15 protein-coding genes are annotated in these 13,310 nt (G+C 65.2%); 7 read left to right on the forward strand and 8 right to left on the reverse strand.

Annotation, left to right across the window (positions count from 1 at the left end; genetic code table 11):
- Positions 1 to 641 precede the first annotated feature (641 nt).
- Positions 642 to 857: a hypothetical protein gene (locus NCW75_06205; GenBank protein UYV13877.1), complete on the forward strand. Its 216-nt coding sequence runs from the start codon at positions 642 to 644 to the stop codon at positions 855 to 857.
- 140 nt (positions 858 to 997) lie between these two features.
- Here the strand turns inward: NCW75_06205 and NCW75_06210 are convergent, their stop codons facing one another.
- Both NCW75_06210 and NCW75_06215 read right to left on the reverse strand, forming a co-directional pair.
- Positions 998 to 2,644: an MmgE/PrpD family protein gene (locus NCW75_06210; GenBank protein ID UYV13878.1), complete on the reverse strand. Its 1,647-nt coding sequence runs from the start codon at positions 2,642 to 2,644 to the stop codon at positions 998 to 1,000.
- Positions 2,641 to 3,525 carry a hypothetical protein gene (locus NCW75_06215; protein UYV13879.1) on the reverse strand — a complete coding sequence of 295 codons (885 nt, stop codon included), beginning with the start codon at positions 3,523 to 3,525 and terminating at the stop codon, positions 2,641 to 2,643. The genes NCW75_06210 and NCW75_06215 overlap by 4 nt, the downstream gene beginning before the upstream one ends.
- A gap of 23 nt (positions 3,526 to 3,548) precedes the next feature.
- On the opposite strand from NCW75_06215, the gene NCW75_06220 reads away from it, so the two are divergent.
- Positions 3,549 to 3,854 (forward strand): HPF/RaiA family ribosome-associated protein, encoded by a 306-nt coding sequence (locus NCW75_06220; GenBank protein UYV13880.1) that lies wholly within the window; start codon positions 3,549 to 3,551, stop codon positions 3,852 to 3,854.
- 7 nt (positions 3,855 to 3,861) lie between these two features.
- Here the strand turns inward: NCW75_06220 and NCW75_06225 are convergent, their stop codons facing one another.
- Both NCW75_06225 and NCW75_06230 read right to left on the reverse strand, forming a co-directional pair.
- The gene (locus NCW75_06225; GenBank protein UYV13881.1) at positions 3,862 to 4,704 is read right to left on the reverse strand and encodes a CPBP family intramembrane metalloprotease; all 843 of its coding nucleotides are present in this window, start codon (positions 4,702 to 4,704) and stop codon (positions 3,862 to 3,864) included.
- A gap of 183 nt (positions 4,705 to 4,887) precedes the next feature.
- Positions 4,888 to 5,334: a hypothetical protein gene (locus tag NCW75_06230; GenBank protein UYV13882.1), complete on the reverse strand. Its 447-nt coding sequence runs from the start codon at positions 5,332 to 5,334 to the stop codon at positions 4,888 to 4,890.
- Positions 5,335 to 5,426: 92 nt separating this feature from the next.
- Here NCW75_06230 and NCW75_06235 point away from each other — a divergent pair, with 92 nt between their 5' ends.
- Complete coding sequence (locus NCW75_06235) at positions 5,427 to 5,861, forward strand: HIT family protein (GenBank protein UYV13883.1); 435 nt, start codon at positions 5,427 to 5,429, stop codon at positions 5,859 to 5,861.
- On the opposite strand, the gene NCW75_06240 is transcribed toward NCW75_06235, so the two are convergent.
- Positions 5,858 to 7,381, reverse strand: a complete 1,524-nt coding sequence (locus NCW75_06240; protein ID UYV13884.1) for an immunoglobulin domain-containing protein — start codon at positions 7,379 to 7,381, stop codon at positions 5,858 to 5,860. The genes NCW75_06235 and NCW75_06240 overlap by 4 nt on opposite strands.
- Before the next feature lie 163 nt (positions 7,382 to 7,544).
- Here NCW75_06240 and NCW75_06245 point away from each other — a divergent pair, with 163 nt between their 5' ends.
- Both NCW75_06245 and atpD read left to right on the forward strand, forming a co-directional pair.
- Complete coding sequence (locus tag NCW75_06245; GenBank protein UYV13885.1) at positions 7,545 to 8,069, forward strand: DinB family protein; 525 nt, start codon at positions 7,545 to 7,547, stop codon at positions 8,067 to 8,069.
- A 149-nt stretch (positions 8,070 to 8,218) separates the two neighbouring features.
- Positions 8,219 to 9,658 (forward strand): F0F1 ATP synthase subunit beta, encoded by a 1,440-nt coding sequence (atpD, locus tag NCW75_06250; protein ID UYV13886.1) that lies wholly within the window; start codon positions 8,219 to 8,221, stop codon positions 9,656 to 9,658.
- A gap of 66 nt (positions 9,659 to 9,724) precedes the next feature.
- Here atpD and NCW75_06255 read toward each other — a convergent pair whose 3' ends face one another.
- Positions 9,725 to 10,045 carry a flotillin-like FloA family protein gene (locus NCW75_06255; protein UYV13887.1) on the reverse strand — a complete coding sequence of 107 codons (321 nt, stop codon included), beginning with the start codon at positions 10,043 to 10,045 and terminating at the stop codon, positions 9,725 to 9,727.
- Positions 10,046 to 10,588: a DinB family protein gene (locus NCW75_06260; protein ID UYV13888.1), complete on the reverse strand. Its 543-nt coding sequence runs from the start codon at positions 10,586 to 10,588 to the stop codon at positions 10,046 to 10,048.
- Between the two features lie 387 nt (positions 10,589 to 10,975).
- Between NCW75_06260 and NCW75_06265 the strand changes: the two genes are divergently transcribed.
- The gene (locus NCW75_06265; GenBank protein UYV13889.1) at positions 10,976 to 11,782 is read left to right on the forward strand and encodes a nucleotidyltransferase domain-containing protein; all 807 of its coding nucleotides are present in this window, start codon (positions 10,976 to 10,978) and stop codon (positions 11,780 to 11,782) included.
- Between the two features lie 36 nt (positions 11,783 to 11,818).
- Complete coding sequence (nbaC, locus tag NCW75_06270; GenBank protein UYV13890.1) at positions 11,819 to 12,406, forward strand: 3-hydroxyanthranilate 3,4-dioxygenase; 588 nt, start codon at positions 11,819 to 11,821, stop codon at positions 12,404 to 12,406.
- Here the strand turns inward: nbaC and NCW75_06275 are convergent.
- Complete coding sequence (locus tag NCW75_06275; protein ID UYV13891.1) at positions 12,403 to 13,251, reverse strand: endonuclease/exonuclease/phosphatase family protein; 849 nt, start codon at positions 13,249 to 13,251, stop codon at positions 12,403 to 12,405. The genes nbaC and NCW75_06275 overlap by 4 nt on opposite strands.
- Between the last annotated feature and the right edge of the window lie 59 nt (positions 13,252 to 13,310).

Raw genomic sequence — 13,310 nt, forward strand, 5'->3', positions numbered from 1 at the left:
CCGCGGCCCCATTGGGCAGGGTGGGCCGGCCTGAGGCGGCTGGACGCCCGCGCCCTTCCTCCGCCCCGCCGGGGCGGATCGCGCGGCGGGGTTGCTTTCCACGGGTTGTGTCCGCCCGCGGCGCTGGGCGGCTGCACCCGTGGCTACACGCCGGTGCCCCTTCGGGGCTGGCGATACGGGCCCATGCGTGGACCCCTGACGTCCCTCCTCAGAACACCACCGCCGCCACCAGGAACACCACCACGCTCCCCACGATCAATACCGCGGCGGCGAGCAGGACGACCTGGAGGCAGCCCGAACAGCCGATGGTGTCGTTGGGATTGGGCGGGCGGTGGAATCGCACGGCGGAGGGTGCGAAGGCAAGCAAGACCCCTCACCCCGGCCCTCTCCCCGAAGACGGGGCGAGGGAGGCAAGCCCCCCTCCGACCTCGGCAGACCTCGGCCACCTCCCCCGCCGGGGGCGGGGGAGGGAATCGGAGGCCACTGTGCCGAGCGTCGCGGGGCCGCGATAACTCTTTCTTCGGCGGCCGATTCGGGCGGCGTTGGGGGTGGCCGTGACCGGTTCGTGGTACGTGCGGGTCCGGATATAGGAACCGTCCTCATAGCCCGTGAACGCGGTTCTGGCCGCGAAAATCGTCGTCATGATCGATCGTGGCGACGATTCGATCGATCGAATCGTCGATCTTCGCGCTCGTGGCGTGGGCTCCATCGAGCACGCCGTGCCGGGTATCGATCGTGGGCGGACCTTGATCGATCGTGGCGCGGGCGTGGTCGGGCACGCCGTGCGGGGTGGCGATCTCGGGGACGGGACGCTCGGGTGTGGGGCGGTCGCGGTGGGGGGCGTGGGGGAGTTTTGAATGCGGAGGTCGCGGAGTCGGAGGCGAGACCCCCTCAGCCTCGAAGACTCGGCAGCTCCCCCGCTGGGAGCGGGGGAGCGGGGGCACGGGAAGGCCGCGAGCTCACGCTCGCGGCTCGGTTGGAGGCGTTTGACCGCGGCTCACTCCGCGTCGTCGAAGTCGTCCTTGTAGCGAATCTCGAAGTCGTGGACGGCGGCGACCTCGGCGGCGCTCTTGCCACCGAAGTTTTCGAAGCGCGAGACGATCGCGTCGGCGTCGCCGGCGAGCGAGCCCATGACGCGGAACTTGTTGGCCAGGATGTCGTGCAGGTCGGCCTCGGTGTTGCGCGCGTGGCCGGCGGGGTACATGACCAGCCCGGAGTCGTGCGTGTTGCCGCTGGTGTCGGTGATGGCCATGCTGGTGGGGATGCCGTCGGGGTACTTGTCGTCGTACTCGCGGCCGCCGTGCTCGAAGGTGATCTTGTCCATGAGCGAGCGGGTGACGGTGTTGTGGATCGAGGCGCGGTCGTAGTCGTAGGGGGTGAGGATGAGGTCCTTCCAATTGACCTTCTTCGATTCCAGGGCCTTGCGGATCAAGGTGGACACGATGTAGACCATGCTGTGGTCGGCAGACTGACGAGTCGTGGGGGTGCGCTTGGCGGGGTCGCCGATGATGCCGAAGGCGGGCTCGTACGCGACGATATTGATATTCTTGATCGCGCCGCCGTCGGCCTGCTCGAGCAGGCCCGGGTTCTTGGTGAACAGGTCGAGGACGGCCTGGAGCGCGCCGGCGCTCTGGTGCTCGTAGAGGCCCAGCTTGAAGTGCATGCCCATGACGGCGAAGTCGCTGCCGGATTTGGCGAGGACAAGATCGAACGGCGACGCGTCCGCTTGCTCCGTGTTCGCGTCGGTGGCCTTGACGGCCTTGAACATCTGGCCCGGCCCCTCGAAGATGCGGAAGATCGCCTCGGGGTTGCGGAAGATGTCGCGCGGGCCGAGGAAGCCGGCCATGCAGCGCTTCATGCTGAGGATGGCGACCTCGGTGCTGATGGCGGCGCTGGCGCCCTTGCTGTCGCTGAGCTGCTTGCCGGCCCGGATCGCACGGAACGGGATGTAGTGGGCCACGACCATGCCGATGGCCCGCTCGATCTGGTCCTCCGTCGCGCCGAGCATCGCGCCGAACACCGCGGCGCTGGCGATGGCGCCGTGGACGACGTGGTCGACCTTGTAGGTCTTGAGGCTGAAGACCTCGGCCAGGCGTCCTCGGATCTCGTCGAGGCAGACCATGCCCTTGAGGGCCACATCGCCGCCCGCGCCGAGCATCTGGGCGGCGGCCACCGGCACGGCGTAGAAGTCGTTGTGCCCGAACTCGCCGGCGGTGTGGCCGAGGCCGGGGTTGTAGCCGAAGTTGGTGCCGTTGCTGTCCCACTCGCGGACGGCGTTGGCGTTGGCCAGGATCGCCTTCTCGGCCTTCACGCGTTGCGACGAGCCGAAGCAGGTGGCCCCGTGGGTCGTGGAGTTGCCGAGCGGCTTGCCCGTGTGCCCTTCCGGAACCGCGTACTGCAACGCCTCTTCCCTCAAGATAGTCGGGGCGTTGGTCCGCAGGGCCAGGGCGCTCACGCCGCAGAGGCACGCGTCGGTGTAGAAGAGGTTGGTGCGCTCGAGCACGTCGGGCGCGGGGTCGCCCCCCCCCACACCAGACGCCATGAACTCGATGGCGTAGCGAGCGATGCCGCGGGCCTGGTTGGTGTCGGCGGGGAGCGTGGCGTGCGTGTCGGTGCTGCTGGGCGCGGTGGTCGCTTGGGTCATGTTTGGGAGTCCTTTGGAGTGGTGGGGGAGGGTAGGGGGGTGGTGGCGCGGCGGCGATGCTTGCGCTGGTACGAGACCACCCAGTTGTGCTTCCAGTACACAGCCTTGATGAACGTTAGCGGCAACACCGCGATGAGAAGTGGCGGGAACGTGAAGGACATGAACCAGACGAGTGGGATATTGCCGAAGAACCACAACAAAATGCCAGTGTGGGCGATCGAGCCAATGAGGCAGGCGATGGTGATGCGATTGCCGGTCGCCTTGGCTCTTCGACGTTGTTCTTGCACAGCATTCGGAAAGTGCTGGTCAGCAACGTGACGCAGTGCGGCTTTCATTGCACCGGTTGGGGTGCGAACAGTTTGCCGAACACCAGTATACGTCTCGAACGCCCATTGATTGCCTGACGGACTCACAGTGAGTCGCCGAACATCCTTCCATGTGATGTACTCTTTGACATTGTTCCTGAACTCGATCACTATGCGATCACAGTCTACCTCAAGGTAACGCTTGCTGAAGGTGGTACGGTGATCGAAGCAGACTTGCCACCCTGGACGAGCAACATGGTGCTTCCACCATCTCTCCGACGCGCGATAAGCGACCCACATCGCATGGCGATTCTCAAAGGACACGACGTGCAGTATCTGCGGACGCTTGCGGATGCGCATGTTTCGGACAAGCGTGTTCTTCCACTGATGTGCGCCACCAATCCGCCAATACCCAACCCCCCTGCCAACCAACCGCGGCTCGTGCGGCTCGGTGCGCACGACCACGAGCCGGTCCAGGCGCGGCTCGACGAACACTCGGATGGGTTTTCGCTTAGGGATTGATGGGGTCTCCCGACCAAACTCGTGCGGCTCCACCATCGTACGTGCCTCGACCATAATCACACTTCAACGGAGGCCCCATGCACGTCGAATTCAGCTACGCCAACGTCGAGTCCTCGGACGCGCTCGAAAGCCATACCCACCAGCAGCTCGAGTCCGCGATCGGCCGATTCGAGGACCGCCTGACGCGTGTGGAAGTCCACTTTGCCGACGAGAACAGCGCTCAGAAATCGGGCAGCGACGACAAGCGGTGCACGATGGAGGCCCGGCCACGCGGACGCGATCCGATCACGGTGGAGGCCAACGCGGGAGATTTTTACCCCGCCGTCAACGATGCGGCGGGCAAGCTCAAGCGTGCGTTGGCCAAGCGACTCGAGCGAGACTAGCCCTGGGTCAGCTGCCCACGCTGCCCGCGTACACGAACCAGCCCAGCCCGGTGAAGAACAGCCACCAGCCGTAGAGCCAGTGCTCGACGCCGACGGCCAGGAGCGACCTCGTTCGCACCCACGTCCACGCGAAGAGGACGCCGCCGGGCAGCGTGATGACGAAGGCCATGAGCCCCCAGAACGGCGCGTGCAGCCAGACGAAGGCGAGCACGTTGAGCGTGAACAGCACGCGCGGGTTCGGGATGATGCGCGTGTAGCGGTGGAAGAAGAACGCGCGGTGGGTCACCTCTTGCGGGAAGGCGCTGGCGATGGGGTAGCCGATGGCAATAAAGACCAGCAGCCAAGGCGCCTCGCGCGGCAGACGCAAGAGTGCCTCGGTTTCCGAGCCATCCCGGCTCGTGATCGTCATGACGCCGGTGAAATTCTGCAGCAGCCACGCGATGCCCAGCATGGCGGCGGCGTTGAACAGGAACAGCGGGGCCACGCGCGGTAGGTCGCGCTTGAAAGCACGCCAGTTCCAGAGTTGGCGGTTGTCGAAGGTCGGATCGATCAGCAGGAACAGCCCAAGCAGCAAGCCGAACACGAACACCAGCGGCAGGATGATGCTGCCGGGCGGCCAAGGCGGGTTGGACAGTGCCGTCAGGCCAAGTGCGTTGAACAACGGGTCGAACCGCTGGTCGGGGTCCATGACAGCGGCGACGAGGGCCGGGATGAAGGCGTAGAGAGTGATGAACTCAAACCAGAGCCAAGTTCGGCCAAAGCGGCCGAGAGTTTGGGGCTCACGAACCTTGGCCTCGATCGGGGCCGGCTGGCTGGGAGGCGTCGTGGGTTGGGTGGGATCGAGTACCATGTCTGGACAATGATGGCTGCTTCAGGCCCTTGGCAGGTCCTACCCGCCGAAATCCCTGTGGCCCCCCGCCGTTCGTTAATAGCCGATAATACTAGTTATGTTGAATTAGGGCTCAAGGCGTCGAACCGCGCGAGTTCGGGGGCAGGAGCGATGCTGGCCTGGGTGCCGCTGGCTCTCGGACACCTAGTGATTGGGTTGGTTCACAGTGCCGCCGATGACCATGGCAGCCGAGATGATCAGGATGTTCTTGACGATGTACTGCCCCTCCAGGGTCAGGCCGTAAGGGATCCGGCCAGCCTGGAACGTCTCGGAGGGCAGAATGACCAGGGGCATGAACGTCCCGACCATCTGCAAGGCAAGCAAGGCGATCGCAAAACGGAGTGTGGGGCCGAAGAGGAAGAGCACGCCGATGGCGACCTCCCACCAGCCGATGATCGAGAGCCAGGTCTTGGCCGGCAACAGCGGCATCCAATCGACGGTCTGGAGCACCAGATCCTCGGCTGGCGAGATTCCAAGGGGCTTCAGAATGCCGAACCAGATGAATATGGTCGCCAGGGCGAATCGGAGGGCGGTGTGTCCGTACCGATGCATGATGGACGCGATGCGTTGATCGAGTTGCTTCAAATTCATGGTTCACCTCGGACAGTGCTTGCTGGTGCATGCTATCGGCGGCTGGCTGGCTCGCTGGCGGCGGTCCGCCGGGGCGCGGACTATCTTGCACCATGAGCCACCAACCCACCATCTTCGACAAGATCATCGCCGGCCAGATCCCGTGCCACAGGGTGTACGAGGACGACCATGTGCTGGCGTTTCTTGACGTCGCGCCGCTCAGCCGGGGGCACACGCTGGTGATCCCCAAGGAGCGGGCGGCCCAGATGGACCAGCTCAGCGACGAGTCGGCGGCGGCGCTCGGGCGGGTGCTGCCGCGGATTTGCCGGGCCGTGCTCAAGGCGACCGGCGCGACGGCGTATAACCTGCTCCAGAACAACGGGGCCGACGCGCACCAAGCGGTGATGCACCTGCACGTCCATGTGATCCCCCGCTATCCAGACAAAGCCGAAGGCTCGCCGGGGAGCGGGCTTGGGATCGTGTGGCCATCGGGTAACCTCGAAGATGGCGAGTCGCTGGCGAGCCAGATTCGCGGCGCGATCGACTAGGGGCAGCCGGCCGCGAATGCGTTCTGGAAGGCGAGGAAGTCGAAGATCGTGAGCGAGCCGTCGCCGTCGAAGTCGGCGGCGCAGGGGTTGGTCCTGAACGCGAGCAAGACCGAGTCGCTCGTGGCTTCGCCAAGATCGTTCGTCGCTACGCAGTCGTACACGCCGACGTGGTCGAGTTCAGCGGTCAGTTCGAGTGTTGGTGTCGTGGCACCGTTGATAGCTCCCCCATCGACGAGGGCGACACCATCCATGCGCCATTGGTACTCGATCGTGGCTGCGCCGGTGACGACAACTTCGAATTCCACGGCAGCGGGCCCGGCATCGAGCAGCACGTTCTGTGGTTGCACCTCGAACACCGGCTCTCCGACGCAAGCCCAGGACGCGATCCGGTTCGCCGGCTTGCCGTCGGCTTGTGTAAACCAGCCCGCGGCGGCAAGACGTTCGCGTCCATCGTCTATGAACGTCGTCACGACCTCGACGAAGCTGTCCATGCCGTCACCCACGGCAGACCATGTTGTGCCGTCCCATCGGGCGATGTTGCCGACTGAAACCCCACCAGCGGTGTGAAACTTGCCGGATACGTAAAGATCGTCGCCAAGCGTCGTCATGCCCCACACGACCTGGCGTTCGTCGTCGATGAGGCCGGTGAAGTTTGTCCAGGTGGAGCCATCCCACTTCGCCAAGCCGGTCGCCGGCTGGCCGTTCATCGAGGCGAACTCGCCGCCGGCGTACAGCGCTGGGCCCGAGCCATCATCGAAGACCTCGAACCAGATGACAGCTTCGTCGGCGAGTACGCCCACACCGGTACCAACAGTGGACCAGGACGTACCGTCCCACTTGGCGATGCCGTTGGCTGGGATACCCCCGGCGGTCGCGAACCACCCGCCCGCGTACAGGGCGGGGCCAGAGCCATCGTCGTAAACGTGCAGGTTGTACACGCCTCCCGGCCCCCCTGCTACTCCGCTGCCAAGCGGCGACCACGACGAGCCATCCCACTTCGCGACGTTGCTGGCAGCCACACCGCCAGCCGTGCTGAAGTCGCCGCCGGCGTAGAGCGCCGGGCCAGTGCCATCATCGAACACCGTAAGCGTGCGCACGCCACCGATGTTCATGCCACCGTCGAGGTCGGACCACTGCGAGCCGTCCCACTTCGCGATGCCGCCAACCGGATTGCCGTCGGCGGCCGTGAAGAACCCGCAGGCGTACAGCGCGTCGCCGGTACCATCGTTGAACGTTTCCATCGCGACCACCCAACTGTCCAGGTCGCCGCCGACGGGCTGCCAGCCGCAGCCGTCCCACCTGGCGAGGTAGTTGGCATCCCAGCCGCCAGCACTGGTGAATGTCCCGCCCGCGTACAGCGAATCGCCGGTGCCATCGTCGTGGGTGGCCAGGCAGATGATGCGGTCGTCCATGCCGCCGCCCATGGCCTGCCAGCCGCACTCCTGGGCCTGGGTGGCGGTAGTTCCAACGGCCAGGATCGAAATAATGGCGGGATAGGCAAGTTGGGTCCTGCGCTGCATGATCTCAGTCTCCTTTGGTGAGCCACCCGGCCCGACCCAGAAAACTCCGGTCGCGCGAGAGGACTACGTACGGTACTGAGCGTTGCCGTCGGGGGTTACTCACGGACTGACAGCCGAACTTCTTGTCTCATCGCCACATTCTGGCTTGAAAGGGTGAAAGAGCATGGCAAATTCTGCAGCACCTGCGTTCCGCGAACTCATCATCGAGACGCTTCGACATGAGCGGGCCGAGGCCATCAAGATCGCCCGATCCATCCCAGAACAGCACTGCGCGGCCCAAGCGGGCGGCCTGGCTCAGTCTCCGGCCTGGATCGTCTGCCACTTCTATCTCGCCGACAACCTGCTGAGCCAGAACCTCGGCGTGGTACCCGGGGACATGCAGAAGCTGTTCGAGGGCGTCGGGCCGGGCTCGGACGTCACCCGGGCGGGCGAGGCAATGCGGACGCATTTCGGCACCTGGACCGGCGCGATCGAAGCCGCCGAGATGTCGCATCGGGCGCTGCTGGAGGCGATCGCCGCCGCGTCGCCCGAGTTGCTCGCGGCCCCCCACCCCAGCGAGGCCGCCAGAGCGTACTTCCCCACCGTGGGGCACAATCTGATCTACAACGTCTGGCACGAGGGCAACCACGGCGGGCAATTGCGTGCCTGGATACACGCGGCCAAGCATGAGGGTCTGATCGCATCTTAGAGATAGCTGCCATTTGGCCGGAGTGAGCCTACCCTCCGCCTCACACGCCGAAGGACCGAGTGGCCCCCCACCGCCTCCGGCTATGTTTGGTTGAAGTTCGCACTGCCCGCCGGCGCTCTGGCGGGGTCCATTTCGAGGAACAGCACCACATGGCGCAGGGCACCATCACGCAGGTCATCGGCTCCACCTTCGACGCGCAGTTCGCCGAGAGCGACCTGCCCGAGATCTACAACGCCGTCACCGTCGAGGCCGAGACGCCCGCCGGCAAGCTCAAGCTGGTTGGCGAGGTGCAGCAGCACCTCGGCGGCGGCCGCGTCCGCTGCGTGGCACTGGGCTCCACCGACGGCCTCCGCCGCTCGATGGAATGCACCGACACTGGCGAGCCCGTGACCGTGCCCGTGGGCGAGGGCGTGCTGGGCCGCGTGTTCAACCTGCTGGGCGAGCCCATCGACAACCGCGGGCCGGCCAACACAACAGAGCGCCGCCCGATCCACCGCCACAGCCCCGAGTTCACGGCCCTGAACCCCAACACCGAGATCCTGCCCACGGGCATCAAGGTCGTCGACCTGCTGTGCCCCTTCGTGCGTGGTGGCAAGATCGGCTTGTTCGGCGGTGCGGGCGTGGGCAAGACGGTCATCATCCAGGAGATGATCGCCCGCGTGGCCCGCGAGTTCGGCGGCTACAGCGTGTTCTGCGGCGTGGGCGAGAGAACTCGTGAAGGAAACGACCTCTGGCGTGAAATGCAGGAGGCCGAGTACACCGACGCCGACGGGCAGACCGCCCACGTCATCGACAAGGTGGCCATGGTGTTCGGCCAGATGAACGAGCCCCCCGGCGCCCGCCTCCGCGTGGCGCTGAGCGGCCTGACCATGGCCGAGGAGTTCCGCGACGCGTCGGGTAAGGAGACGATGATGTTCGTGGACAACATCTTCCGATTTACCCAGGCCGGTTCCGAGGTGTCCGCCCTGCTGGGCCGCATGCCGTCGGCCGTGGGCTACCAGCCGACGCTGTCCACCGAGATGGGCCAGCTCCAGGAGCGCATCACCTCGACGGCCAAGGGCGCTATCACCAGTGTGCAGGCCATCTACGTGCCGGCCGACGACCTCACCGACCCCGCCCCCGCGACGGCCTTCGCCCACTTGGACGCGTTTGTCGTGCTCGAACGTTCGATCGCCGAGAAGGGCATCTTCCCCGCCGTGGATCCGCTGGCCAGTACCTCGACGATCCTCGACCCCAGCGTGCTGGGCGAGCGTCACTACAGCGTCAGCCTCCAGGTGCAGCGCATCCTGCAGCGGTACAAGGACCTGCAGGACATCATCGCGATTCTGGGCGTCGACGAGCTGAGCGAAGAGGACAAGCTCATCGTGGGCCGCGCCCGCAAGATGGAGCGCTTCCTCAGCCAGCCGTTCTACGTGGCCGAGGTGTTCACCGGCTTCCCGGGCATCTACACCAGCCTCGAGGACACCATCGACAGCTTCGAGCGTCTGGTGGCCGGCGAGGGCGACGACCTGCCCGAGAGCGCCTTCATGTATGTGGGTACGCTCGACGATGCGCGGGCGAAGGCCGAGAAGATGGCGGCGAAGGCATAACGCTTGCCCCCAGCTTGAAGAAGGCAAAACACACGAGGGCGGCCGATCGGTCGCCCTTTTTTATGGTTACGCACTGGTGTGCTGTTGCTCATAGGCCGCAATCAATGCCTCGGGAGTGGTGTACAGCCCAGGGTGAGCCAGCCACACCGTTTCGAGTTGGTCCAACGTGTACGGGCCAACATCCACACCGCTCTTTCGCAACGCGATGTAGGCATCGCACACCAGCATGACCGGTGTCCGGCGCAGGCGCATGCCCACGACGCGCCCAGGGTTCATCGGGCAGTCGCTGACGAAGCAACGGATCCACGGCAGGATAAACCAGATTCCAACCATCGGGAATAACACGGTGGCGACACCTGCGATCCAGCCGATGAAGTATGGGTTCATCTACCACTCCCCCGCATACTCACACCCGAACTCCCCCGCCGCCAGTTCGATGAGTTGGTGCCGCCGCTTGATGAGCTGGCGGGCGTGCAGCGTGTCGTGGTCGGCCCAGCTCGCCAGCAGGTCGCCGGCGCGGATCGTGAAGCCCTTGGGGTGGTGGTGCGCCCTGGTCCAGTCGATCGAATCGAGCGGGCCGAGCGAGGCAAGCCATGCCAGGTTCTCGTGTCGTAGCCTCGTGAATTCATGCAGGAAGCGACGCGGATCACCGTCGAGGTCCTTGAACTTCGTGACATCGCCCTGTGGGTCCATCGTCGGCCACGCCTCGGTCGGGTCACGCAGTGTCCGCTCGAGCCGAGGCCGGAAGTCCTCGCGCTCCTCGCGGGCCAGGTGGCCCATGATCTCGGCGATGGCCCAGTCGTCGGGCCCGGGCTTGAACCGCCAGTCGGCCTCGGGCAGGTCCGCGAGGATGGCCGCGAGCAGATCCGGGAACGTGTGCAGGCGGCTGGCGATGGCGGCCGGATCGAAGCGTGGGTCGGTCGCGGGCATGGGCGGGGCCTCCTCCGAGCGGCAGGGTAGAGACCGCTCGCGGGCCGTTCCCGAACCCGGCCCGAGCGGCCCTGGCCATCGACCGAGGAGATCTGGCTGCTTCCCGAGGAGTTGCGTCTATCGCCCGGGGATCTCGGGCGAAAGACAGAGCCATTCGGGCGATGGCCAGGATGCCTCGGGCGATGGCCAGGATGCCTCGGGCGATCGACAGAGCCATTCGGGCGATAGCCAGAATCATTCTGTCAGCTGCCAGAATGATTCTGGCCGGACGTTATCCTGGTCCGCCCCCGGCACAGAATCGGCGTCGCACCGACGAAATCCGTCATTGTTCGGGTTATCGCAGGCGTGCCCGGTGCCGGGATTTCGTCCGGTCCCATAGTGTCATGGATGCCCACGAGCGAGCCGCACCGCATCGTCCCGGATCACCCCCTCCGCCAGGACCTCATCGATCCGTACCTTGAAGCCCACCCCCATCGCGTGCTGTTCGTCACCGTGAGCGGGGCCCACCTCTACGGCTTCGCCTCGCCCGACAGCGACTACGACTTGCGGGGGGCCCACGTGATCGACCTGCCCAGCATGATCGGCCTCGACCGCCCGCGCGAGACGTACGAGATTCTCGACCGGGACGCGGAGGTCGAGATGGACCTGGTGACCCACGACGCACGAAAATTCTTCACGATGCTGCTGGGCCGCAACGGCTACGTGCTCGAACAGATCTGCTCGCCCTTGGTGGTGCACGCCGGCGAGGGCTTCGCCGAGCTGCGCGACATCGCCATGCGCTGCCTCACCCGCCACCACCGCCACCACTTCCGCAGCTTCGCGACCAACCAGTGGGACCGCGTCGCCGGGCCGAGCCGGGGCACGGTCAAGGGCCTGCTGTACAGCTATCGCCCGCTGATGGCTGGCATCTACTTGCTCGAAGAGAAGGCGATGGAGAGCAACCTGCGCACGCTCAACGAGAAGTTCGGCCTGCCGTTTATCGACGATCTGATCGAGCGCAAGGTGAGTGGTGCCGAGACGCAACTGCTGGGCCAGGCGGACCTCGGCTTCCATCGCGAGCAATTCGAGCAGCTCAATGAACGATTGGAATCGGCGGCGGAGAAGTGCGGACTGCCCGAGACCCCGCCCGAAGCGGCGCGACAGGAGCTCAATGGCCTGCTGGTGCGGTTGAGGCTCGAAACCCATCGGGCCTAAAATAGTGTGGCATCACTCGTCGGTCAGGAGGTTCACATGACGCAAGCCACTTCCACCTCGTTCCCCACCATCAACCTCCTCAAGTGGATCGACGAGCATCCCGAGGCGTTCACGCCGCCGGTGATGAACAACCAGTTCTTCCACGAGAGCAACGACGCGATCATCTTTGTGTCGGTGGGCCCCAACACACGCAATGACTACCACGTCAACGCGACCGAGGAGCTCTTCTACCAGCTCAAGGGCGACATCGCCGTCCGCGTCCGGCCGCTCGATGGCGGCGAGCCGCACAACGTGATCGTGCGCGAGGGCGAGTTGTTCTTGCTCCCGCGCTGGGTGCCCCACCGCCCCCAGCGGCCCGAGGGCACCATCGGCCTGATCGTCGAATTCCCACGTGGGCTCGATAAGGACGGGAACCCCAACAAGGACGGCCTGCGCTGGTACTGCCCCAAGTGCGACACGTTCGTTCATGAGGCCCAGTTCCTGCTCAAGCACATCGACCGCGACCTGCACGTGGTGATGGATGACTTCTGGAACGGGCCGGAAGAAGGCCGTACTTGTAAAAGCTGCGGCACGGTGATCACGCGAGCACCCGAGTTCGAGATGGATCCTCTGGGCGACGGCTAATCGTCATCGCGCCACCTAAACCCCACCGCGATCGGCCGATGATCGCTTCCCGCATCCGGTCCAACAACCGACCACACCGGCTTGAGCTCACCTCCGTAGACCGCGTTGTCGATCCGGATACCTGGGGCGTACGACAGCAAGCCATCGGGCGGTCCCCAGGTCACGCCGCGATCCGTGCCGACGCGGGCGTGGGCCTCCCACAAGCCGACCCGCGCAAGCGGTCGCAGATGGTTAGAGTTCCACGGTGCATTGAAGTCGCCAACGTAGAGTACACCGTCGGCCCGCGGCTCACCGCTCATTCCACCCAATCGCTCGAACGCGTCATCGGCGACGCGTTGGATCTGGTCCAGCTGCGCTTGCAAGAGCACGAAACGCATTGGCGGGTATACGTGGACGTTCGTGATATCGACCCGCTTGCCCTCATGCCGGATCCCGACGCGAGGCGATGGAACCTTCCATACCCGCTCCCAGATGTCTGGTACCACGTCTACAAATGGCATCCGGCTGAGTGTCGCCTGCCCATGGGCGCCCCCGGGTTCTTGCCAGACATGCGGGTAGCGATCTTGCAGATTACGCGCCACAATCCCGGGCCAGGGATCGGCGTACTCTTGAAACATGATGACGTCCGGGTCGATTTCGGTGATCCAGGCAAGCAACGGCTCGGCATCGGCCGTGCCATACAGCAGATTGCAACTCAGGACCGTTAGGGTCGAGTCATCATCGGTAGCACGCACGGGCGCTCGCTGGGCTACGCGCAGCCCGAGCGGGCCAACCGTCACAAGCACACTCGCCAGCAACACCAGCCCCAGCCGCCACCGCCGCAACGCAAAGGCGATCAGCAGCATTCCTCCCGCCACCAGCCCCGCATGGAAGGCGAAGGTCTGGACTATGAGAGCCAGGAACG

The sequence above is a fragment of the Phycisphaera sp. genome (genome assembly GCA_025916675.1).
GTDB lineage: Bacteria > Planctomycetota > Phycisphaerae > Phycisphaerales > UBA1924 > JAHCJI01.